A 23349-nucleotide genomic window follows, 5' to 3' on the forward strand; every position below is an offset into this window, starting at 1 on the left:
CTACTCGATCCCGTAGGCCCGGTAAGCGTAGCGCCACCGGGCGATAAATGCCTCACACGTCATACCGCGACAATCCAACGTCCTTGAGCTGCTCGTCGCTCATCTGGCTCAGGATGCGGCGGGTACGGTTGATGCGATACCAGTTGCAGATCGTTTTGCCGATCCAGACAAACACAATAAACGGACGTTTTGAACGATTCTCGTAGAATTCCATGATGCTCTCCTCGCTGTGTCAGTGGGGTTATCATCATGGAAAACGGTCTGTACAATACAGATTCAAAAACTGCTTTTGTTTACCATACAGATCCGCTAAAACAGTATCTGCATGCCAATTTTTACGGCAATCTGTACTGGTTTTACAATCTGTATGGTGATAACAAAGGATACAGCATGACGCGCTATCAACATCTCGCCAACCTTCTGGCAGAACGCATTGAACAAGGGCTGTATCGCAGCGGCGAACGTCTGCCGTCGGTACGCACGCTGAGCCAGGAGCACGGCGTGAGTATCAGCACCATACAGCAGGCCTATCAGATCCTCGAAAATCTCCAGCTGATCACCCCTCAGCCGCGATCCGGTTATTTTGTTTCGCAGCGCAAAGCCCAGCCGCCGGTTCCGGCCATGACGCGCCCGGTGCAGCGCCCCGTGGACGTCACCCAGTGGGATGAGGTGATGATGCTGCTGGACGCCCGCGCCGACAAAGAGATGATCTCCTTTGGCGGCGGCTCGCCGGATATTAACCAGCCGAGCCTGAAGCCCCTGTGGCGCGAGATGAGCCGCATCGCGCAGCATAATCCGGGTGAAATGCTGAGCTATGACGTGCTCGACGGCCGACTGGAGCTGCGCGAGCAGATCGCCCGCCTGATGCTGGACGGCGGCTCGACCGTGGCAGCGAACGAGATTGTCATCACCAACGGCTGCCACGGCGCGCTGTCGATCGCCCTACTCTCGGTGTGCAAGCCGGGGGACATCGTGGCGGTGGAGTCGCCGTCGTTTCACGGCACCATGCAGATGCTGCGCGGGTTTGACATCAAGGCGATTGAAATTCCCACCGATCCCGAGACCGGGATCAGCATCGAGGCGTTAGAGCTGGCGCTGGAACAGTGGCCGATCAAGGCGGTGATCCTGGTGCCCAACTGCAATAACCCACTCGGGTTTATCATGCCGGAAGCGCGGAAAAAGCAGGTGTTAGCCCTGGCCCAGCGGCACGATATCGTGATCGTGGAGGATGACATTTACGGCGAGCTGGCGGCGGAGTACCCGCGCCCGCGCACCATTCATTCGATGGATATCGACGGCCGCGTGATCCTCTGCAGCTCGTTTACCAAAACCGTGGCGCCGGGTCTGCGCGTCGGCTGGATTGTGCCGGGGCGCTATTACGACCGGGTGATGCACATGAAATACGCCGCGGGCGGGTTTAACGTGCCGGGCACGCAGATGGCGGTGGCGGCGTTTATTCGCGACGGCCATTACCATCGTCACGTGCGCCGTATGCGCCAGATTTATCAGCAGAATATGGAAACCTACACCTGCTGGGTGCGGCAGTATTTTCCTGCAGAGATTTGCGTCACGCGCCCGCAGGGCAGCTTCCTGCTGTGGATTGAGCTGCCGGAGAAGGTCGACATGGTGTGCGTCAGCAAGCAGCTGTGTCGGCTGAAGATCCAGGCCGCGGCCGGGTCGCTGTTTTCCGCCTCCGGGAAGTACCGCAACTGTCTGAGGATCAACGTGGCGCTTCCGCCGACGGAGAAGAATCGCGAGGCGTTGAAGAAGATGGGCGAAGCGATTGTGATTGCGATGGAGGAGGGCTAGTGCGGCCTGATGCCCTCACCCCGACCCTCTCCCACAGGGAGAGGGAGAAAACCGCCGTTGTAGGCCCGGTAAGCGCAGCGCCACCGGGCAACAGGCCGCACTATTCGTCGAAGTACCAGTACCCCTGGTTAATCAGCCCGGTAAGCTCTTCAACAAACGCCGGATTATTCAACGCATCGCCCAGCTCGGCCTGGCCGAGTTCGGTGTAGCGGCACAGCGCATCCGCCGCCTTCGCGTCTACCGTCTCCAGCTGTTCGCTGTTGATGAAGAAGCTGCCGTTAACGTTCAGCACGCGCAGGCCGCTCAGGCGAGACAGCGTTTCGCCTCCCTGCAGCGCGTCCAGCACCTCTTCCGGCGCGTACGGCGGCTCGGCGGCGGCGATATCCAGCTCGTGGCGCGGCGTCGAGACAAAGCTGCCGAACCATTTTGTGAAATCATCCGGCTTGCCGATCATGTCGATCATCATCTGACGAATGCGATCGAGCTCGTACTGCTCCACGCGGCCCGGGTGTTCGCGGCAGGTCAGATCCGGATCGCTGTAGTGCTCGCCGCCCAGATCGTTTTCCAGCGCATAATCGGCGAAGCTGCTGATCAGATCGCGACCGTTCGGCCCGCGGAAGCCGACGGAGTAGTTGAGCGCCGTCTCGTGGGTAAAGCCGTCGTGCGGGAATCCAGGCGGGATGTAGAGGATGTCGCCCGGGGCCAGATCTTCGTCGATGATCGGCTCAAACGGATCCACATGCAGCAGAGCCGGATGCGGGCAGAACTGACGCATCGGCAGCTTGTCGCCCACGCGCCAGCGGCGGCTGCCCATCCCCTGAATGATAAACACGTCGTACTGATCGATATGCGGACCCACGCCGCCGCCGGGGACGGAGAAGGAGATCATCAGGTCATCCAGACGCCAGTCCGGCAGGACGCGGAACGGACGCACCAGCTCCGCGGCGGGCATATGCCAGTGGTTCACCGCCTGCGCCAGCAGCGACCAGCCGGTTTCACCCAGATCGTCAAAGTGCTCAAACGGACCATTGCTGGCCTGCCATTTGCCGTTGAAATGGCTCACCAGACGGCTATCGACTTCCGGCTCCATCGCCAGCCCTGCCAGCTCGTCCGGGGTAATCGGGTCGACAAAATTCGGGAAGGCATTTTTCAGCACTACGGGTTGTTTTTGCCAGTATTTCTCAAGAAATTCCGGCCAGTTCAGGTTCAGTTGATACGCCATGGGTAGCACCAGTGAGAGGGGAAACAGGCGCGATTATAGGCAAGAAGGCAGAGGGGGAACTTGTCATGGGTCAAACGAGGGCGTGTAGGTCGGGTAAGGCGAGGCCGCCACCCGACACGTACACGACGTAAATCTTAATCCAGCTTCAGCTCGTCATAATGGGTAATCAGCTTGCCTACGATGCCGTAGTCCAGCGCTTCTGCCGGAGACATCCAGAAGTTGCGGTCGGTGTCTTTTTTCACTTTTTCCAGCGGCTGGCCGGTGGCATCGGCGATCAGCTTGTTCACGCGATCCAGCATGCGGATGATCTCGCGCGCTTCGATCTCAATATCCGTTGCCTGACCGCGCACGCCGCCCAGCGGTTGGTGGATCATAAAGCGGGTATTTGGCAGCGAGTAGCGGTGCTCTTTCTTCGCCGCCAGGAAGATGGTGATCCCGGCGCTCGCCACCCAGCCGGTGCCGATGACGTGAACTTCCGGGCGGATGAACTTGATGAAGTCGTGGATGGTATCGCCCGCTTCCACGTGGCCGCCCTGGCTGTTGATGTACAACTTGATCGGATCGTTGCTGACGCTTTGCAGCAGGATCATCTGGGTGATGACCTTCTGCGCCAGCTCCTGGTTGATCTCACCGGAGATCACAATCGAACGGGACTCCAGCAGTTTTTGCTGCAGAGCGCCCGCGCCGTTTGACCCTTCCGCTTTATCCTTGTCGCTTTCTTTCAGTGTGTAGTGCATTGTTATTTCCTCAGCTTGTAGCGCTCAAAACCAGAGTGTAGCCTGTTTTACCGATCAAAGTCCTCACAGACAAATAACGAGGGAGCATATGAATATTGCACATGTCGCACTCTGGACCCGCAGCCTGAACGCCCAGGTTGAGTTCTGGGAAACGGTGTTTAATGGCCGCAGAAACGAACGCTACGTCAGTAAAAATCGTCCCGGTTTCGAATCTCACTTTATTACGCTGGATAACGGGCCGACCATCGAGCTGATGACGCTCCCGAATCTGCCCGACGCCCCTGCGCACCCGGAGTTTATCGGCTGGGCGCATATCGCCATCAACGTCGGCAGCAAAGCAAAGGTCGACAGCATGGCCGAGCGGGCGCAGGCAAACGGCACGCTGCTCAGCGCCCCGCGCATGACCGGGGACGGCTTCTATGAAGCGGTGATCGCGGATCCGGACGGCAACCGCATCGAACTTGTGGGTGCATAAAATCAGCGTTTCGTTGCTTAACCGCCCCGGCCACGTATCGCTATACTTCATCTTCATACGGTTATCATATTGTGAAATGATAATGATAGTTAATGTGTTAAGATGAAAGTCAGCATAAACAGTCCCTTACGTAACCGTCGGGATTGTTTGCATCCTCGACATGTCAATCAGCACCGGGGCGGTGAATGGAACACATTGTGTATGTGGTAGATGACGATGACGCCGTCAGGCAGTCCGTGATCGGGCTGCTGGATTCGGCAGACCTGAACGCCGTCGGCTTTTCATCGGCAGAAGCGTTTCTTCAACACCGGTTTGAGGAGCTGCCGTCGTGCGTGGTCCTCGATATGCAAATGCCCGCCATCTCAGGATTTGAGGTGGCTGACGCGCTCAAGGACAGCGGGCGCGAGATCCCGATTATTTTTCTTACCGGCCACGGCACTATCCCGATGTCGGTGCGCGCCATTAAAGGCGGCGCGTACGAATTTCTCACCAAGCCCGTCGAATCCACCGCGCTTATCGACGCCATCGAGTCCGCACTTCAGCTGGCGGAACACAACGCCGCGCGCAATAAAGAGCACTACGCCCTGAAGCAGCGCCACATGACCCTCACCCCGCGCGAACACGAGGTGCTCACGCTGGCGATAACCGGCATGCTGAACAAGCAGATTGCCGCCGAGCTGGGCGTCAGCGAGATCACGGTTAAGGTGCACCGTCGCCGGGTGATGGAGAAAATGCAGGTGCGCTCCGTGGCGGAGCTGGTCAGGGCCGTTGAGCGCCTGACCTAAAGCCTGCCCGCGGAGTAACCTTTACCCTTCCTGCGCCGCCAGCGGCAGCGCAAACGCAAACACCGTGCCGTACGGCTTCCGGCGGCGCGCGCTCAGCTTCCCGCAGTGGCGCTCGATGATGCTGGCGCTGATGGTCAGCCCCATCCCCATCCCCTGCGCTTTGGTGGAGTAGAACGAGTCAAAAATCTGCTCCAGCCGCTCGGGCTCAATGCCGCTCCCGGTATCGGCGATCTCGACGATCACCTTCCCGTCCGCGTTGGCGGTGCTGAGGGTAATGGTGCTGGCGCGATCCTTCACCTCGGCCATCGCCTCAACCGCATTCATCACCAGATTGAGCAGCACCTGCTGGATCTGCACGCTATCGCCGGTGATAAAGCTGTCCTGCGCCCTTAACAGATAATCAACGCTAATGTGTCGCTGCTCCAGCTCGCTGCGCGAAAGCGTGATGATATGGTGGATCAGGTAGTGCATGTCGATGCGCGAGAAGGTGGGATCCTGCTTGCGCGTCAGGGACTGGATGCTGCGAATGATCTCTCCCGCCCGCGCGCCTTCCGCGGCGATCTCCTCCAGCCCTTCGCGCACTTTATCCAGCCGGGCGGGCTCGCGGTTGAGCCAGCGCAGGCTCGCCCCGGCGTTCGAGACGATCGACATCAGCGGCTGATTGATCTCATGGGCGATGGAGGAGGTCAGCTGCCCGACGGTGGTGGCCCGGGAGACCCGCGCCAGATCCGCCTGCGCGACCCGCATCGCATCCTCCGCAGCGCGCTGGCTGGTGATGTCGGTGATAATGCCGTAATACTCGTTCACCTCGCTGCCCACGCCTACCGGATCGCCAATCCCGAGGAGGTAGCGCGTTGAGCCGTCGGTACGCTTAACGCGGAACTCCGCGCGCATGGAGAGCCCGTCGCGCACGCTCTCGGTGACGATGGCGCTGATGCGGACGTAATCGTCCTCATGAACGAAAGTCAAAAACTCCGCCATGGAGATCATCTTTTGCCGCTCGGGCAGGCCGAGAATGCGGGCGTACTCTTCCGAGACAAACATCAGATCCTGCTCCAGCTCCCAGCGCCAGCTGCCGGTGTGGCTGATCTGCTCGCCGAGCATCAGCGAGGTCTGGCTGGATCGCAGCTCTTTCTCCACCCGCCGACGCTGGATGTTCTCCGCCAGCAGCTCGGCGTACAGCCGCGCCGTCTCCAGGGATACCGCGGCCTGCGCGCCCAGCAGGCTCACCACGCGCGAGTGCTCGGCGGTGAAAACCTCCGGCATCAGGCGGTTTTCCAGGTAGAGCACGCCCACCAGCCGCGCCTGCTTGAACATCGGGACGCACATCACCGCCGCCCCCGAGGTCACCAGATAGGGATCCTGACTGAAGGGATGGAACTCCTCCGGCCTGCCGGTGCGGATCTCCTGCCCGGTGCGGATCACCGCCGCCAGCACCGACAGCGGCAGGTCGGTCGCCGTCGGCACGTCTTTCAGGATCCGCACCCGCACGCCCTCGGTGCTGGTCCAGGCGCTGGCCTCGATCTCCGGAATGAGGCTCTCGCTCACGCGCAGCAGCAGGCCGCGCTGCGCCCCGGCGCGTTCGAGCAGGATGGTCATCAGGTTTTCGATTAAGCGCTCAAGGTTAATCTCTTCCGACAGCGCGCGGGAGGCTTTGATCACGCTTTGCAGATCGCGGATCGTCTCGTTCTGGGCGAACGCCACCGTGTCGTAGGCGCTGGCCTGCCCGGAGGCCAGCAGGTGCGGGAAATCCTGCTCCAGCTGGCGCACCTTGGCCTGCGCGCCCGCGCGGCCCCAGGCGGCAATCGAGCCGCGGAAGTGCGCGTCCGAGGCGGTCGGGTAACCGCAGGCCAGCGAAAAGCGCCCCGCCAGCTCGTGGGCCAGGGCGTTGATCGGGTTAAACCCGCCCTCGCGGGAGAGCCGGACCGCCTTCTCATACTGCTCGAGCGCAATGCTGTTCATCCCGTCCAGCCGCACGATTTCGGCGTAGATCAGCGCCTCTTTATCGGCAAACGTGCCGGGATTAACGCGCGCCCAGAGGGCAATTTTGTCGTAGTGGGCGTGAATGCTGCGGCGGTGATTCGCCGAGAAGGTCTCCGGCGTCAGCTGACGCGACAGCGCCAGGGCGCTGTAGAGATGGTAATCCAGCAGATGGATGTGCCCCGGCGCAGACCACGCGTACCAGCCCGCCATCTCGAGATCCGCCTGCGCGTCGGCATATTCGCCGCAGGTAAAGTGCGCCATGCCGCGATAGAGCCAGTACCAGAACAGCATGGTGGAATTCTTCTCCGGCGCCTGCTCCGGCGACGCGGGAAGCAGCGCCTCCGGCAGCACCTGCGACGCGGTCCAGGTGCCGATGACCGGCGTGCGCAGAAACTCAACGTAGCCGCGCTGGACCATCAAAATGGTTTCCACGTCCTGGAAGTGGGTTTTACGCACGAACGCCAGGCCGCGATCGATGCTGGTCAGCACCCCGTCCAGGTGATCGCCCCGCGAGAGGAAGTTAATCACCTGGTGGCAGGCCGCAAAGCAGGCCATCGTCATATCCCCGTGGGTGACCGCCGAGGTGAAGCAGGCCTTCGCGCACTCGATGGTAAACGATAAAGACTGGGTCCAGACGCTGAGCTGGTCGAGCGGCAACAGGGTTTTGGCTTCGAACGCGTCGTAGCCGTGGCGATTGACCAGCTCGCGGGCCAGGGTGCCGTACTGGAACCCGAGGCGGTACTCGGCGTAGCGGTGGCCAATCAGCACGCCAAACCAGGCCATCGCCGTGGTGGACGCGCCGGTAATGCCGTGGTCGAGGGTCAGGTGCATCATGCGGCAGAGCAGCAAAAAGTGCAGGCGCGGGCAGATGAAGCTGGCGCAGATGCTAGCGCTGTAGAGCAGGTTCATCACCGCTTCGGTTTCCGGGTTATCCATCCGCGAAAGCTGAGCATAGCGGCTTTGCGGCGCGTCGGCCGTGCGGTTGCAAAACAGCGCCCAGGCCTCGTCGCAGTCGGCATCTTCCGGATAGCGGCTAATCTGGATCCCGAAAATCCCCAGCCAGCAGAGCGCCGCCTCCAGCGCCAGACGGCTGTCCGACTGGCGAATGTACACCTCCACCAGCAGGTTGGCCGCCAGCGCCTTTTCGGTCAGCCCGCCGGGGCAGCCGAGAATGGCGTCACACAGCTCGCGGGTTCGCTCCAGGTGCCCCAGCGCAAACTCGCAGCCCGCCTCTTCGATATCGAGCATAAAGTCCGACACCGTCCCGGCGTTGCCCAGCGCTCTGGCGGTCTGGATATAGCCGAGCGCCGAAAGATAATCCCCCGAACGCTTCGCGCGTCGCGCGGCCAGCAGGCTCAGCTCGCGGAACATCTGCCGCTGCGGCGCGGGCTGGATGCTGTCCAGCGCGGCCGTGACGTGGTGAACGGCGCGGAACAGCAGCTCGTTCCCCGCCGCCTGACGCGCGGCGTCGGCCAGCAGGCTGGCGGTCGTCAGGTGAATATGGCTTTTCTCATGCCGTTCGAGCAGCGCAAAGGCCGCCTCCTGCACCCGGTCGTGGGTGAAGGCGTACTTTTTTTCCGTCAGCACGATGAGCTGGGCCATCACCGCCGGGTGCAGCGCATAGCGCATTTCCGCCATCGACAGGCCAACCACGCGGCAGATCATCTCCATCTCGCCCGTGCCGCCGAGGCAGGCGATGCTGCCCAGCAGGCGACGCGTCTCGTCGGGCAGCTCTTCAAGCTGCTCCAGCACCAGGGTGACGACGTTTTCGGTGTAATGCCTGGCGCGGATCGCCTGCAGATCGTAGTGCCACTTGTCCTGATATTTGTTGTGCACCACCAGGCCGTCATCGACGATGCGGCGGAAAAACTCGTGCACAAAGAGCGGGTTGCCGCCCGTCTTCTCGTGGATCAGCGTGGCGAGGTCGGTCGTCGCCGCGCTGCGGGTGCGAAATACCGTCGCCAGCCAGCGCGCCACCGCTTTTACGGAAAGCGCCTGCGGGACAATCTCGCTCGCGTTTTGCGCCGCTTCCGGCAGGCTCGCCAGCAGCGCCTGCAGGGCGGCGTCGGACACAGCGCTGATATCCCGGTGGGCCGCGACCACCAGCAGCGGAACAGCGCCGCAGTTCATCAGCAGATATTTGAGGGTGTGCAGGCTGGCGGCGTCGCTCCACTGGAGATCGTCGAGCACCAGCACCAGCGGACAGCCCTGAGAAGCAAAGGTTTTTACCAGCGCCAGCACCATATGGCTGAAGCGCGCCCGGGCATCAATGGAAAACGTATCCGCCGAGAAGCGCGGCTTGCTCTCCAGCAGCAGGCCCAGCTCGGGCACCAGGCTGACGGCCAGCGCCTCGTGCCCCTCCAGGGCGCGAGACAGGCGGATTTTCCACTTCGCCACGTCCTCTGCGGGCAGCCCCAACAGGTGCAGCGTCAGGGTGCGGAACGCGGAGCTTAATACGCCGTAGGGCAGCGACGGTGAAAACTGGTCGACTTTGCCCACCGCCAGCAGCACCGTACGCTGCTGCAGCGTTTTGAGCGCCGTCGCGATAATTGAGGATTTGCCGATCCCCGACGGCCCGCCGATCGTCACCAGCTCCGGCGCCAGGCTCTGCCCCACCCGCTCAAACGCGGCAATGACGTCGTTCGCCTGCGGATGCGTCGCGAACAGGGAGTCCGCCAGATGGATCGCCGGGGTGCGGTCCTGCTGGCCGGGGGTAAAGGCGACGATCTCGCCCTCGCAGGTCAGCGTCGCCTGGCAGCGGCGGAGGTCGGCAATCAGCCCGTCGACCGTCTGGTAGCGGTTATCGGGGTGCTTTTCCAGCAGCTTCAGAATGATGGTCGACAGCATTTCCGGCACGTCCGGGCGGATCGCGTCCGGGGCCAGCGGCGCGGAGGCAATATGGTAGTGCGCCCAGTTGGTCTGTTCGTCCTCCCCCAGCTCAAACGGCAGGCGTCCGGTCAGGAGCTCATACAGCACCATGCCGAGGCTGTAGAGATCGCTGCGGCCGTCGACGGGGCGCTGGGTGCGGGTGGTGTGCTCCGGCGACATATACGCGGGCGTACCGCCTGAAACGGCAAGCCGGGCCTGGGTGACGGCATCGGAGAGACTGCTGGAAAGGCCAAAGCTGCCCAGACGGCAGGTGGCATCGTGATGAACAAAAATACTGCCGGGCTTGATATCGCCGTGGATCAGGTTTTGCAGATGCATCTGGCGCAGGGGAGCGCAGATCTGGATCGCCATCTCGATAAAGCGCGCGATCCCCGAGATCGCCCTGCCCGCGCGCCGCGCCAGCAGCTCAAACGCAAACGGGGCATACACCAGCGCGAAGCGCCCCCGGTACTGGGTGGAGGCAACGGCGCGGATGGCCCAGCTGTCCTGCAGCGCGTCGCGCAGCGCAAACTCGTTTTTGAGCAGCCGGGTGGCCCGCTCTTCCTCTTCGTCGCTCACCGCGGTGGCGATAATGAACGAGCCGCCAGAATGGGGATGTCGCGCGTGCATCCAGGCGATACCGCCCTCCTGCGCCAGCACGGTAAAAATCACATCCTCTTTAAGGACAAAAACCCGCCCCTGGTGAAGATTCCCCTGGGCGGGCCAGAATGCAGGCTGCTCGTGTTCGTTCATCCGCGATCCTTATTGTCGGCGGGCCATCTCCCGCTGAATATGATCCAGCAGAATATCGATGTTAATAGGCTTACGCAAAAATGCAGCGGCGCCCAGATTAAGAGCGTACCGCTGCATATTTTCATCAGCATGACCGGAGATAAAGATTACGGGCGGAGGCGGTACGGCCAGCAGCCGGAGCTTCTCAAACAGCTCCAGGCCGCTCATGCCCCGCAGCTTGATATCGGCGATCACCAGCGCCGCGCCGGACAGGGCGAGCGGATGGCTGAGAAATACCTCTGCCGAATCAAACGTATCGGCGGCATAGCCCTCCGACTCCAGGAGATTACTCAACCCGCTGCGGACGGAACGTTCGTCATCAATGATGGCAATGCGCCACGGCAGCGTCATGCTGTCTTTCCTCTGGTAAATCATTAAACGTCGCGATCGTCCTTCGCGGGCGCAGGAGGCGCCGTGCCGCTGATTTTCGGTACGCATTCGTGACGAAACCAGGCGAGGGTAAGCGGTTCGCGACTCAGTAAACGCCGTCCCACCGGGATGAGCTGTTCGCCCACCAGCATGCCAAACAGGCCAAGCAGGGCGACAACCGGCGGTGCCGGGGAATGGACGTCGAGCAGAGCGTAAATTACCCCAGCAACCACGCCGCACACCAGCGAAATTATCCATGCTTTCATGACGACGCTCCCGTCTGCGAGTTGGCCTGCGGAACGGTCGCCTGAGTAGGAGGGGCAGCGTCGCGGGATAACAGATGGCGCGTTGCCTGCTCACCCGCCAGCATCCCGAGCAGGCCAATCAGCGCCAGCGCGGGCGGCGCGGGGGAGCGCACCTTCAGCACGGCATACATCAGGCCAATCAACACGCCTGCGGCAAGGGATATCAGCCCAGTACTCATTGTGAACTCCAGAGAAAGAGGCAGCGGCGAGCCGGATGAGGGACCAGCCCGCCAGCGGAACTTAGCGAGCCGGGACCGGCGCTAAGGTGCGGTGCTCGCTCTTCTGGCGAGACGGCGCTTTGTGCACCATGGTGTAGGCGTAATCGACGCCCATGCCGTACGCGCCGGAGTGCTCGCGCACGATATCCATCACCGCGGTGTAGGTCTCTTTACGCGCCCAGTCGCGCTGCCACTCCAGCATCACCTGCTGCCAGGTCACCGGGATCACGCCCGCCTGGATCATGCGCTGCATCGCGTAGTCGTGGGCTTCTTTGGAGGTGCCGCCGGACGCGTCAGCCACCATATAAATTTCGTAGTCGCCTTCCAGCATCGCGCACAGGGCAAAGCTGTTGTTGCACACTTCGGTCCACAGGCCGGCCACCACCACCTTCTTCTTGCCGTTAGCCTTCAGCGCGTCGCGCACCTTCTGGTCGTCCCAGGAGTTCATGGAGGTACGCTCCAGGATGTCCTGACCCGGGAACACGTCCAGCAGCTCCGGATAGGTGTTACCGGAGAAGCTTTCGGTCTCAACGGTGGTGATGATGGTCGGGATGTTGAACACTTTGGCCGCTTTCGCCAGCGCCACGGTGTTGTTTTTCAGCACCTGACGGTCAATAGACTGCACGCCAAACGCCATCTGAGGCTGGTGATCGATAAAGATGATCTGACAGTTCGCAGGGGTTAACACTTCGAGCTTTGAAGAGGTCATAGCATTTTCCAGTGGTTAAGGGTGAAATCGCCGCGAGCGCCGCGACGATAAAATCCCCCTCATCCTGCGGTTTTCCGTCCCTGGGCGTAATTATCTCTTCGTATAGTTAACCTTAGGTATAGTTATACTTTGGTATACCTATCCTATTGTATAACTGGATCTTTGCCGAAACCGGTTCCCATAATCCTGACCATTCCCCTCTCAGTCAGGAGCAGTTTATGGTTACCCTCGGTAAAGCCGATCTCATTCTGGTTAACGGCCAGTTTCACACCGTCGATCGCGAGAACCCCGTCGCTGAAGCCGTTGCCGTGCGCGACGGAAAATTTCTGGAAGTGGGTACCGTCGCCGAGGTGATGCAACACCACTGCGACGGCACCAAGGTGGTGGATTTGAAAGGCCACACCGCCATCCCCGGCCTGAACGACTCGCACCTGCACCTGATCCGCGGCGGGCTGAACTACAACCTCGAGCTGCGCTGGGAAGGCGTACCGTCGCTGGCCGACGCCCTGCGGATGCTGAAAGAGCAGGCCCTGCGCACGCCGTCGCCCCAGTGGGTGCGCGTGGTGGGCGGCTGGACCGAGTTCCAGTTTGCCGAGCGCCGCATGCCGACCCTCGATGAAATCAACGACGCCGCGCCGGACACCCCGGTCTTCATCCTGCACCTGTACGACCGCGCCCTGCTCAACCGCGCCGCGCTGAAGGTGGTCGGCTACACCAAAGACACGCCAAACCCGCCGGGCGGGGAGATCCAGCGCGACGCCAACGGCAACCCGACCGGGATGCTGATTGCCCGTCCGAACGCCATGATCCTCTACGCCACGCTGGCCAAAGGGCCGAAGCTGCCGCTGGAGCAGCAGGTCAACTCCACGCGCCAGTTCATGCGCGAGCTGAACCGTCTGGGGCTGACCAGCGCCATCGACGCGGGCGGCGGCTTTCAGAACTACCCGGAAGATTACGAGGTGATTGCCGAGCTGCACGAGAAAAAGCAGATGACCATCCGCATCGCCTACAACCTGTTTACCCAGCGTCCGGGCCACGAGCTGGAAGACTTTGAAAAATGGACCGACATGCTCACGCCGGGCCAGGGCAGCGACTTCTTCCGCCACAACGGCGCGGGCGAGATGCTGGTCTTCTCCGCCGCCGATTTTGAAGATTTCCTCGAGCCGCGCCCGGACCTCGCGCCGGGCATGGAGGACGAGCTGGAGCGCGTGGTGCGCCATCTGGTGGAGCACCGCTGGCCGTTCCGCCTGCACGCCACCTACAACGAATCCATCAGCCGCATGCTGGACGTGTTCGAGAAGGTGAACCGCGACATTCCGTTCAACGGCCTGCACTGGTTCTTCGACCATGCGGAAACCGTTACCCAGGCCAACATCGACCGCATCAAAGAACTGGGCGGCGGCATTGCCGTCCAGCACCGCATGGCCTTCCAGGGCGAATACTTCGCCGAGCGCTACGGCATCGAAGCCACCCGCCACACGCCGCCGGTGGCGAAAATGCTCGAGACCGGCGTGCCGGTGGGCTTGGGGACGGATGCCACCCGCGTGGCGAGCTACAACCCGTGGACCGCGCTCTACTGGCTGGTCTCCGGCCGCACCGTCGGCGGGATGCAGATGTACGATCACAGCGCCCGTCTGGACCGCGATACCGCCCTGATGCTCTGGACCCAGGGCAGCGCGTGGTTCTCCAGCGAGCAGAACCAGAAGGGGCAGATCAAGGTCGGCCAGCTTGCCGACCTGGCGGTGCTCAGCAAAGACTACTTCCGCGTGCCGGAAGAGGAGATCAAGGGCATCGAGTCCGTCCTGACGGTGGTCAACGGCGATATCGTTTACGCCGCAGGCAGCTTTGGCCCGCTCGCGCCACCTGCCATTCCGGTTCTGCCCGAGTGGTCCCCGGTGGTCAAGGTGCCGGGCCACTACCGCAGCGCGCCGCCGCAGGCCGCCCGCGTCGGCATGAGCGCCGTCCACCACTGCAGCGGCCCGTGCGGGGTTCACAGCCACCAGCATGATTTCGCCCGCACGTCAGAGATGCCGGTGTCCGACGATAACGCTTTCTGGGGGGCGCTGGGCTGCAGCTGCTTTGCATTCTGATGAAAAACACCTTTACCCCACCCCGGATCGACCTGGGGCTATTCTTCCTGCGCCTGACCGGCAGCCTGCTGCTGCTGTACGTGCACGGTCTGCCGAAGGTGCTGCACTTCAGCGAAGAGCTGACGCGCATTGAGGATCCGTTCGGCTTCGGGCCCTGGGCGAGCCTGATCCCGGCGATTGTCGCCGAGGTGGTCTGCCCGCTGTTTATCATTGCGGGGGTTTACACCCGCCTGGCGTGCCTGCCGATTATCGCCGTGCTGCTGGTGGCGATGCTGGCGGTCCACCCGAACTGGTCGATTGCCGAAGGGCAGTTTGGCTGGCTGCTGCTGATTATCTTCACCACCCTTGCCCTCACCGGGCCGGGCCAGTGGCGGCTGCAGCGTAAGGTAACGGAGAGATTCGCATGACCCAGGTTAACGACGTTCGCGACGCACACGTCGAGACGACGCCCGCATCGACGGTTTCGCCCTGGCAGCCGCTGAGCCAGCCGGTGTTCCGCATGCTGTGGATCGCCACGGTGGTCTCTAACGTCGGCTCATGGATGAGCGACGTCGGCATCAACTGGAGCATGCTGACTCTGAGCGCCGATCCTTTGGATATCGCGCTGGTGCAGGCGGCAAGCAGCCTGCCGATGTTCCTCTTCGCCCTGCCGTCCGGGGTGATGGCGGACATCGTCGACCGACGTAAATACCTGCTCTTCTCCCAGCTGTGGGTGTTCATCGCCGCCGCCGGGTTGACGGTGCTCTCCTTCACCGGACACGTCACCCCCACCGTTCTGCTGGTGGCGACGTTTCTGCTGAGCGTGGGCGCGGCGATGAGCTCGCCGCCGTTCCAGGCCGTGGTGCCCGATCTGGTGAGCAAGCCGGAGCTGGGTGCCGCCGTGGCGCTGAACTCGCTCGGGGTGAACATCAGCCGGGCGATTGGCCCCGCGCTGGGCGGTTTTCTGCTGTCGCTCGCCGGGCCGTGGATGGTGTTTGCCCTCAACGCGCTGTCCGTGGTGGGCGTGGCGTGGGTGCTGTGGCGCTGGCGTCCGGCCCCGTCCATTCAGCGTCTGCCGCCAGAGCACTTCTTCTCGGCGGTGCGCTCCGGCATTCGCTACGTGCACGCCGCGCCGGTGCTGCGCAACGTGCTGGTGCGCACCGTGGCCTTCTTCGTTTTCGGCAGCGCGGGCTGGGCGCTGCTGCCGCTGGTGGCGCGCCGCGAGCTGGGCTTAGGCCCGGCGGGCTATGGCGTGATGCTGGCGTGCATTGGCCTGGGGGCGATTGCCGGGGCGATCCTGCTGCCGCGCCTGCGCCAGCGGCTGAACGCCGACCGTCTGATGGTGGCCGCCAGCCTGACGTTTGCCCTCACCATGCTGGCGCTGGCGTTCGTGCGCCACGTCTGGCTGCTCAACCTGTTTGAGTTCTTCACCGGCTTCGCGTGGATTGCGGTGCTGTCGACCCTCAACCTCGGCGCGCAGCGCAGCGCCGCCCGCTGGGTGAAGGCCCGCGCGCTGGCGGTCTATCTGACGGTGTTCTTCGGCTCGATGACCACCGGCAGCGCCATCTGGGGGCAGATCGCCTCCCGGTTCGGCACGCCGACCTCGCTGGTGGTCGCCACGCTGGGGATGGTGCTGGCAAGCGCGACGGTGTTCCGCTGGAAGCTGGGCAAAGATCCGGACCTGAACCTCGACCTCAGCGGCCAGCCGCTGGACGGCGTGGAGATTGACCTGCCGAACGAGCGCGGCCCGGTGCTGGTCTCGCACGAGTACATCATCGACCCGCACAACGCGAAGGCCTTCCTGGAGGCGGTACACGAGCTGCGCCGGGTGCGACGCCGCGCCGGGGCGATGAGCTGGGCGGTGTACGAGGATATTGAGCGCCCCGGCCTGTTTATCGAGACCTTCCTGATGGGCTCCTGGATTGAGCATCTGCGCCAGCAGGAGCGCCACACCATGAATGACCTCCTGCTGCAGAGCCGCGTTCTGGCTTTTCATCAGGGCACAACATCACCGGCTATTCGCTACCTGGTCGCGCCGGTATAACCATAATCATCACCTGCACAGGAACACACTATGGCAACGTTTAAGGCAAAAGACGGCACGCAGATTTACTACAAAGATTGCGGCGCGGGCAAACCGGTTCTTTTCAGCCACGGCTGGCCGCTGGACGGCGACATGTGGGACAGCCAGCTGAACTATCTGGCCGAACGCGGCTTCCGCGCCATCGCCTTTGACCGTCGCGGGTTTGGCCGCTCGGATCAGCCGTGGAACGGCTACGACTACGACACCTTTGCGTCCGACATTAACGACCTGATTACCACCCTTGACCTGCAGGACGTGACGCTGGTGGGCTTCTCCATGGGCGGCGGCGACGTAACCCGCTACATCAACAACTACGGCAGCGCGCGCGTCGCCGGTCTGGCGCTGCTGGGCGCGGTGACGCCGATCTTCGGCAAATCCGACTCCTTCCCGCAGGGTGTCGATCAGAGCGTGTTCGACGGCATTCGCGACGGGCTGCGTAAAGATCGCGCTCAGTTCATCAGCGACTTCGCAACGCCGTTCTACGGCATCAACGCCGGGCAGACCGTCTCTGCCGGAGCCCTGACCCAAACGCTGAACATCGCCCTGCTGGCGTCGCTGAAGGGCACCATCGACTGCGTGACCGCGTTCGGCGAAACCGACTTCCGCCCGGATATGGCGAAAATCGACGTGCCGACGCTGGTGATCCACGGCAGTAACGACCAGATCGTGCCGTTTGAAAGCACCGGCAAGCTGGCGGCAGAGATGATCAAAAACGCCACGCTGAAGGTGTACGACAACGCGCCGCACGGCTTCGCGCTGACCCACCAGGACCAGCTCAACGAAGATCTGCTGGCGTTTGTGAAGTCGCTGTAAGTCATTACGCGAAGCCTGATGGCGCTTCGCTTATCAGGCCTACAAGGGTTGGTCCTGTAGGCCGGGTAAGGCGCAGCCGCCACCCGGCGCTTTCGCAGACGCGTTCCGCTCCGCCAGCAGCCGACAAATCTCCGCATGCTTCTCCTCGGTAAAGGTAAAGCGCGACATAAACACGATGCGGATCACCGACCCAATCGCCGGTAACAAACAAACCCCGAAGAACAGCCCCGACAGCACGCCTTCGCTCTGAATTTGCGCCTGCGGCACGTAGCCGATCATCGTCAGGAACACGCCGATTAACCCGCCGCCCACCGCCACCGACATCTTGCCGGTAAAAGTCTGCCCGGAGAAGGTGATCGCCGCGCAGCGCTTGTGAGTGTGGTACTCCGCGTACTCGATGGTGTCGGCAATCATCGACGAGGTGAGGATGTTGGTCATCATCACGAACAGCGTGCTCAGGCCGAGCAGAATAAACAGCATCGTCACCTGCTGATACCCGACAAACCACATCACCACACGCACCGCCACGTCCAGCCCGCAGAGGATCATAAACAGCTTCCGCTTCTGCATCCGGCGCGTCAGCATCGGGGCGACCAGGCACAGCACCGCCGCCACAATCCCCATTACGCCAATCGCCATCTGCAGGCTGCCGTCGCCCAGGTTATTGATAAAGAAGTAGATATACAGCCCGCCCGCCACGTTGTGGAACACACAGAAAAAGAACGACAGTAGGACGATAAACAGCGGCTTGTTCTGGCGCAGATTGTGGAAGGTGTCGCGGATGGTCACCTTTTCCGGGCTCGGCGGCACGCGCTCTTTGATCTGCATAAAGCCGTTGAGCATCAGCGGCAGGCCCACCAGCATCATCACCAGCGCCGCCATAAAGTAGCCTTTATCGTTGCTGTACTGGGCGAAGAACGCCGCCAGCTTCGGGAAGAAGATGTTGGCGCAGGCAATGCCCGCGTTCACCCCGAGCATCGCCGCCGTCACCGCGCGGGTGCGCTGGGCGGAGTCGTTGGTCATCACCGACGACATCGACCAGAACGGGATATCAGAGATGGCGTACAGCGTCCCCCACAGGATGTAGGTCACCCCGGCGTAGAGGATTTTGGTGGTCATGTCCGCTTCGATTTTATAGAACGACAGCAGCGTGACGCCGGTGATCAGCAGCGGCGCGATCAGCAAAAAGTGGCGAAATTTGCCGAACCGGCTGTTAATGGTGTCCATAATGCTGGCAAACAGCGGATCGTGAACCGCGTCCCACGCGCGGGCAATCAGGAAGATGGTACTGGCCGCCAGTGCCGAGATCCCCAGCACGTCGGTGTAAAAATAGTTAATAAACGAACCCACTAAACCAAAGCTAAAACACTGACCTAAACCATAGCCAAAATAAGACCACAACTCGCGAGACGGTATTTTCATTGTCGTTGCCATTGATATATGCCTGCCTGGTTGCCCGGCGGTCGGCCGCCGGGTCGATATTATTAGCCTTGTGCCTTCGGGGCGATCTTGCGCAGCTGCTGCATCAGGGCGATTTCACGGCGCGAGAACGGAATGCCGTTCTCCTCGAACACGTCGTGGAACCAGAGGCGGCAGTAGTCCGTGGACTCCTTCATCACCACCGGCCACGGCAGCCACGTCTGGGTTTTGCCGCGCACCAGCCCCCACTGGTACGGCGCGACCTTCGCCGCGTACATCAGCGGAAGCTGCTCTTCGACAGTGCTGCCGACGTGGCGCGCCAGCCATTCGGTGCAGAACAGCGGGCGAGCGAGTTCCTGCAGCTGCTGGATAATCGCCGTCATGCGCCCGGTGTGGGTGTAGGCGTGGAAGCTCACCACGTCCGAGAGCGCCAGCGCGGTCTGATCCAGCGGATGCTGAAAGAACGTCTCGCCCTCCTCTTCCGGCGGCAGACGCCACGCGCAGACGGTGAGCGGCTGGGTTGGATCTTCTTCGCGCACCCACTGGAACGCCAGCTTCATCAACTCGTGCGCGCAGGTCTCCAGCTTCGCGTCGTACTGCACCTCCTGCGTGCCGGTCGCGAAAATGCCGCGGTTGCCCGGCTCGTTATAGAGATCCCACAGCAGCACGCGCTTATCCTCGCGGAACTGGCGCACAACGTCGCGGATATAGCACTCAATCTGCGGCCAGCAGTCCGGATCGCACACCTTGTCGCGCCCCGGGCTCGCCGCCGCCTGGCTGTTGTGCTTGCCCGGCACGGGCGGCTTTTGCGGGCCGAGGTACGGCTCGTCGCCGGAGAAGCCGCAGTCGTCCATCAGGGTCAGCATGGTGCTGAACCCGCGACCGTCGGCAATCGTCAAAAAGCGGTCGATGCGTGCCATCAGCCCGTCGCGATCGTGCTCCCAGACGATAAACGGCAGGTTGATGCGCAGGGTGTTATAGCCCGCGTCCGCCGCCCAGCCCAACTCGCGCTCGATGGTGGCGGCATCGAAGGTCTCTTCCTGCCAGATATCGGTCCAGTTCACCGCCGTCGACGGCAGATAGTTAAACCCGCACAGCCAGCCTTTTTGCTGATACCACGCCTGTGCCTGCTCCCTGCTCCACTGCTCTTTCATTACGCGTCCTCTTACTGATAATGTTTAGCTAATAAATATTAGTTGCGGGATAAATGCGCAAATCACGGCGTTGAGAAAAGCGATGCCCCTCACAAAGTTCACGCTTCGATGAATGAGAAACGTGATCGACGGCGCTAAAGCGTGCGGTTAGGGTATGATGCGAAGTCGCGAAAGGGAGAGGACGGATGAAGCGAAAAACGAAAGTGACGATGAACGATATTGCGCGGGCTGCGGGCGTGTCGCAGGCGACGGTATCGCTGGTGCTTAACCAGTCCCGCAACATCAAGCTCAGCGACGACACCCGCCAGCGGGTGATTGGCGTCGCTACCGAACTCGGCTACGACCGCCTCCCCGCCGTTCACGCCCCGCGCAACCAGGAAGAGATCGCCCTGCTGGTCAGCTCCATGCAGAGCTTCGACCCGTTTATCGACGCCATCAGCCAGGCGCGGGAAGCCGCGTGGCGCAACGAGACCCTGCTCACCGTCTACGACTACGGCGACGATATCGAGCTGGCCCTGAACATCATCCGCCAGCTGGAGAAGCGCAACTGCATCGGGATTATTCTCGCGTCCCCGGTCACCACGCTGGTGGACATGACGGCCTTCCAGGACTGCACCCGCATCCCGCTGGTGCTGCTCAACCAGCGCGACCCCGGCTCCCCGCTGCTGCCGTCGTTTATCCCGGACGACTACGCCAACGCTTTTCAGGTGACTAAACATCTCATCGCCTGCGGGGCCACGCGCATCGCCCACATCACCGGGGAGAGCTGGATGGAGGCCTCGCGCCAGCGTCTGGCGGGCTACCGGGCGGCGCTGCAGCAGGCCGGACTCGCGTGCGACGACGGACTGGTGCGCCAGACCAACTGGCAGTTCAGCGAGTCTTTTACCGCCACCACCTCCCTGCTGGAACTGGCCGAGCGCCCGGACGCCATCTTCTGCGCCAGCGACTGGCTGGCGATCGGCTGCTATCAGGCGCTGGCGGTGAACGGCGTGCGCATCCCGCAGGACATGCTGCTGGCGGGCTACGACGACCAGAAGATTTCCGAGCAGCTCACCCCGCCGCTGACCAGCATCCAGTTGCCTTACAGCGAGCTGGGACGGCTGGCGGTGGAGTACCTGTGCAATCAGGAAGATGCCGCCACGCACGTGACGCTGGCGGGCAGGCTGAAGGTGCGCGCCTCAAGCCTCGTCTGAGGTAAACACCATGCCCGCGTAGGGCTTCTCGCGACACGCCGCCAGCCGCGCGGCGAGGCTGCCGACGTGCAGCTCCAGCTTGTGCCCGTCCGGGTCGAGAAAATAGAACGATGCCCCCTCGCTTTTGTTCTGCTTCCAGACGGTGACGCCCGCCTGCTCAAGCCTTTGCGAGAACGGTTCAAAGTCCTCTTCCGCTACGGTAAACGCGTAATGGGTGTAGTCGCTCTCCTGCGGCGACACGTACTGGCGCGCCTCGTCGTACGACAGGCAGACCCACAGATCGCCGCAGGTGAGGTAGGCCCCGGTATTCCAACGGGCGTGCAGCGCAAGCCCCAGCAGCTCGTGCCAGAAGGTGACGCTTTTTTGCAGGTCGCTGACCGCGAGGGTCAGATGGTTGAGTGATTGCAGCATGACGTGCCCTTTTGTTTTTCGCGCCGGACGTGGTACGGTAAAGAGATGAACATAAACCACGCCGTGCTCACCGTAAACCGCTGGTGGCTGCCTTCTTAAAGGCGGCACGGAGTAGTTTTCCCCATTTTCAGATAGCCGCCGAAAGGCGGCTTTCACATTTTTAAGACCCCTTTCGGCAACTGCACATTAAGGAGTCTTTATGAACGCACCCACCATCCTCACCGGCGACCGCCCAACCGGCCCGCTGCACCTTGGCCACTTCGTCGGATCGCTGCGTCAGCGCGTGGCGCTCCAGCAAACGCACAACCAGTTTGTGCTGATTGCCGACCTGCAGGGGCTGACCGACAACGGCAGCAACCCGCAGAAGATCCGCGACAACATCCCCGAAGTACTGGCCGACTACCTCGCCGCCGGCATCGACCCGAACCTGACCACGATCTGCCTGCAGTCCGCCCTGCCCGCCCTCGCCGAGCTGACGATGCTGTATATGAACATCGTCACCGTCGCCCGCGTGGAGCGTAACCCGACGGTGAAAAACGAGATTGCGCAGAAGGGCTTTGCCCGCTCGCTGCCGGTCGGGTTTATGGCCTACCCCATCAGCCAGGCGGCGGACATCACCGCGTTTAAGGCCGAGTGCGTGCCCGTCGGCGACGACCAGCTGCCGATGATTGAGCAGACCAACGAGATTGTGCACAAGATGAACAGCCTGCTGCCCGCCCCGGTGCTGCGCCACTGCAAGGCGATGCTGAGCGACACCAGCCGCCTGCCCGGCATCGACGGCAGCGCCAAGATGTCGAAATCGCTGGGCAACACGCTGCACCTTTCGGCCAGCGAAGAGACCATTCACCGTGCGGTCAGCGCGATGTACACCGACCCGAACCATCTGAAGGTGAGCGACCCGGGGCAGATTGAGGGGAACGTGGTGTTTACCTACCTGGACGCGTTTCATCCGGACAAGGAGAAAGTGGCGACGATGAAGGCGCACTATCAGGCGGGCGGGCTGGGCGACCGGGTTTGCAAGAACGAGCTGGAGGGGTGTTTGCAGGAGCTGATTGCGCCGATGCGGGAACGGAGGGCGATGTACATTCAGGATAAGGGCGAGCTGATGGCGATGCTGAAGCGCGGGACGGAACGGGCGCAGGGGGTGACGCAGGAGACGTTGAGGGAGGTGAAGGTTGGGCTGGGGGTGCCGGTGTTTTGAAATAACGTCATGCAGCGTATGTATTCAAATAATACATGCGCTTCATAATATTATTTACCGGCAATTCAGCGAATATTACATTTATAATTAACAGGAACCATTACTATCGCTTCTTTAAAAGATGACTAATATCAATCTGGATATTTATTTCGGATTTTAGCCCGGTTTAATAACCACTTTATGTATATTCGCCATACAGTCTAAAACCTAGCATTGCTGCATTTACTCTTCTGCCCCAACAAGGAATTGTCATGCAGTTTTATACCAATGAATTTACCGCTGAGTTAAAAGCGGAAATAGATCGTTCGCCGTTTTCCGTTGAAGAACTGGCCGCCATGCCTGATGACGCGCGCGCCATCATTGCCGAACAGGAAGCCTTTCATCGACAACATCCCGTCACCGCCATCTGGCGGATCGCCACGGCTGGCAGCCAGACCCGAATGGGCGGCGTGGTTCTTCCCGTCGATCGCGAAACCACAGTGCTCATAGACGATGGCAGTTACACCAGCCTGATTGTCGAAGGAGACTGTGTGGCCTATCCGGATGGAACGCTCGCCAAGATTATGACCTCATCAGGAACCGCTTTTACGTGGAAAGGACACGGCGTTGCCCTTGTAGGTAGCCTCCTTGATAACGATGACGAGATTATCAGCACACCGCTCGGCAGTATTTATCTGGTCACCCGCGAAGGTATTCCACCTCAAGAGGACTTCTTAACCTGGCCCGGAGAATAG

The 23349-nt window shown here is 61.7% G+C and carries 21 protein-coding genes; 10 read left to right on the forward strand and 11 right to left on the reverse strand.

The features are described 5' to 3' along the window. Nucleotides 1–52: 52 nt before the first annotated feature. On the reverse strand, nt 53–214 hold the full coding sequence (locus NQ230_RS20330) for a DUF1127 domain-containing protein (protein ID WP_013095422.1): 162 nt from the start codon (nt 212–214) through the stop codon (nt 53–55). A 176-nt stretch (nt 215–390) separates the two neighbouring features. On the opposite strand from NQ230_RS20330, the gene NQ230_RS20335 reads away from it, so the two are divergent. Beyond that, complete coding sequence (locus NQ230_RS20335) at nt 391–1809, forward strand: aminotransferase-like domain-containing protein (protein ID WP_047646554.1); 1419 nt, start codon at nt 391–393, stop codon at nt 1807–1809. A 100-nt stretch (nt 1810–1909) separates the two neighbouring features. Here NQ230_RS20335 and NQ230_RS20340 read toward each other — a convergent pair whose 3' ends face one another. Continuing rightward, complete coding sequence (locus NQ230_RS20340; protein WP_163330742.1) at nt 1910–3031, reverse strand: ribosomal protein uL16 3-hydroxylase; 1122 nt, start codon at nt 3029–3031, stop codon at nt 1910–1912. A 134-nt stretch (nt 3032–3165) separates the two neighbouring features. Then, nucleotides 3166–3768: an ATP-dependent Clp protease proteolytic subunit gene (locus NQ230_RS20345; RefSeq protein WP_008501342.1), complete on the reverse strand. Its 603-nt coding sequence runs from the start codon at nt 3766–3768 to the stop codon at nt 3166–3168. Nucleotides 3769–3856: 88 nt separating this feature from the next. On the opposite strand from NQ230_RS20345, the gene NQ230_RS20350 reads away from it, so the two are divergent. Beyond that, nucleotides 3857–4243 carry a VOC family protein gene (locus tag NQ230_RS20350; protein WP_257258863.1) on the forward strand — a complete coding sequence of 129 codons (387 nt, stop codon included), beginning with the start codon at nt 3857–3859 and terminating at the stop codon, nt 4241–4243. Nucleotides 4244–4428: 185 nt separating this feature from the next. Further along, the gene (locus NQ230_RS20355; protein ID WP_257258864.1) at nt 4429–5028 is read left to right on the forward strand and encodes a response regulator transcription factor; all 600 of its coding nucleotides are present in this window, start codon (nt 4429–4431) and stop codon (nt 5026–5028) included. A gap of 21 nt (nt 5029–5049) precedes the next feature. On the opposite strand, the gene NQ230_RS20360 is transcribed toward NQ230_RS20355, so the two are convergent. The 5 genes from NQ230_RS20360 to NQ230_RS20380 all read right to left on the reverse strand — a co-directional run bounded on the left by NQ230_RS20360 (nt 5050) and on the right by NQ230_RS20380 (nt 12272). Continuing rightward, nucleotides 5050–10632 (reverse strand): ATP-binding protein, encoded by a 5583-nt coding sequence (locus NQ230_RS20360; protein ID WP_257258865.1) that lies wholly within the window; start codon nt 10630–10632, stop codon nt 5050–5052. A gap of 9 nt (nt 10633–10641) precedes the next feature. Beyond that, complete coding sequence (locus tag NQ230_RS20365; protein ID WP_121424928.1) at nt 10642–11022, reverse strand: response regulator transcription factor; 381 nt, start codon at nt 11020–11022, stop codon at nt 10642–10644. Between the two features lie 23 nt (nt 11023–11045). Beyond that, a complete protein-coding gene (locus tag NQ230_RS20370; RefSeq protein WP_010427264.1) occupies nt 11046–11306 on the reverse strand; it encodes a XapX domain-containing protein in 261 nt (86 codons plus the stop codon). After that, nucleotides 11303–11524 (reverse strand): DUF1427 family protein, encoded by a 222-nt coding sequence (locus NQ230_RS20375; protein ID WP_257258866.1) that lies wholly within the window; start codon nt 11522–11524, stop codon nt 11303–11305. Before NQ230_RS20375 ends, NQ230_RS20370 begins: the two co-directional genes overlap by 4 nt. A gap of 61 nt (nt 11525–11585) precedes the next feature. Beyond that, nucleotides 11586–12272, reverse strand: a complete 687-nt coding sequence (locus NQ230_RS20380) for a hydrolase (protein WP_008501349.1) — start codon at nt 12270–12272, stop codon at nt 11586–11588. Between the two features lie 218 nt (nt 12273–12490). On the opposite strand from NQ230_RS20380, the gene NQ230_RS20385 reads away from it, so the two are divergent. The 4 genes from NQ230_RS20385 to NQ230_RS20400 are packed head-to-tail and all read left to right on the forward strand — an operon-like array spanning nt 12491 to nt 17237. Beyond that, complete coding sequence (locus NQ230_RS20385) at nt 12491–14362, forward strand: amidohydrolase (RefSeq protein ID WP_257258867.1); 1872 nt, start codon at nt 12491–12493, stop codon at nt 14360–14362. Continuing rightward, nucleotides 14362–14769 carry a DoxX family protein gene (locus tag NQ230_RS20390; RefSeq protein WP_257258868.1) on the forward strand — a complete coding sequence of 136 codons (408 nt, stop codon included), beginning with the start codon at nt 14362–14364 and terminating at the stop codon, nt 14767–14769. The genes NQ230_RS20385 and NQ230_RS20390 overlap by 1 nt, the downstream gene beginning before the upstream one ends. After that, a complete protein-coding gene (locus tag NQ230_RS20395) occupies nt 14766–16385 on the forward strand; it encodes an MFS transporter (RefSeq protein ID WP_257258869.1) in 1620 nt (539 codons plus the stop codon). Before NQ230_RS20390 ends, NQ230_RS20395 begins: the two co-directional genes overlap by 4 nt. A gap of 30 nt (nt 16386–16415) precedes the next feature. Next, nucleotides 16416–17237: an alpha/beta fold hydrolase gene (locus tag NQ230_RS20400; protein WP_023293378.1), complete on the forward strand. Its 822-nt coding sequence runs from the start codon at nt 16416–16418 to the stop codon at nt 17235–17237. 39 nt (nt 17238–17276) lie between these two features. On the opposite strand, the gene NQ230_RS20405 is transcribed toward NQ230_RS20400, so the two are convergent. Continuing rightward, on the reverse strand, nt 17277–18671 hold the full coding sequence (locus tag NQ230_RS20405) for an MFS transporter (protein ID WP_257258870.1): 1395 nt from the start codon (nt 18669–18671) through the stop codon (nt 17277–17279). Between the two features lie 50 nt (nt 18672–18721). After that, nucleotides 18722–19810 (reverse strand): cellulase family glycosylhydrolase, encoded by a 1089-nt coding sequence (locus NQ230_RS20410; RefSeq protein WP_257258872.1) that lies wholly within the window; start codon nt 19808–19810, stop codon nt 18722–18724. A gap of 185 nt (nt 19811–19995) precedes the next feature. Here NQ230_RS20410 and NQ230_RS20415 point away from each other — a divergent pair, with 185 nt between their 5' ends. After that, a complete protein-coding gene (locus NQ230_RS20415) occupies nt 19996–21003 on the forward strand; it encodes a LacI family DNA-binding transcriptional regulator (protein WP_089598060.1) in 1008 nt (335 codons plus the stop codon). Here the strand turns inward: NQ230_RS20415 and fosA are convergent. Further along, nucleotides 20989–21414 carry a FosA/FosA2 family fosfomycin resistance glutathione transferase gene (gene fosA, locus NQ230_RS20420; protein ID WP_257258873.1) on the reverse strand — a complete coding sequence of 142 codons (426 nt, stop codon included), beginning with the start codon at nt 21412–21414 and terminating at the stop codon, nt 20989–20991. The two genes, NQ230_RS20415 and fosA, sit on opposite strands and share 15 nt — an antisense overlap. 199 nt (nt 21415–21613) lie before the next feature. On the opposite strand from fosA, the gene trpS reads away from it, so the two are divergent. Both trpS and NQ230_RS20430 read left to right on the forward strand, forming a co-directional pair. After that, entirely contained in the window at nt 21614–22615 is a 1002-nt protein-coding gene (gene trpS, locus NQ230_RS20425) for a tryptophan--tRNA ligase (protein WP_257258876.1), read from the forward strand. Between the two features lie 251 nt (nt 22616–22866). Continuing rightward, nucleotides 22867–23349 carry a hypothetical protein gene (locus tag NQ230_RS20430; RefSeq protein ID WP_257258877.1) on the forward strand — a complete coding sequence of 161 codons (483 nt, stop codon included), beginning with the start codon at nt 22867–22869 and terminating at the stop codon, nt 23347–23349.

It is taken from the genome of Enterobacter asburiae (assembly GCF_024599655.1).
Lineage (GTDB): Bacteria > Pseudomonadota > Gammaproteobacteria > Enterobacterales > Enterobacteriaceae > Enterobacter > Enterobacter asburiae_D.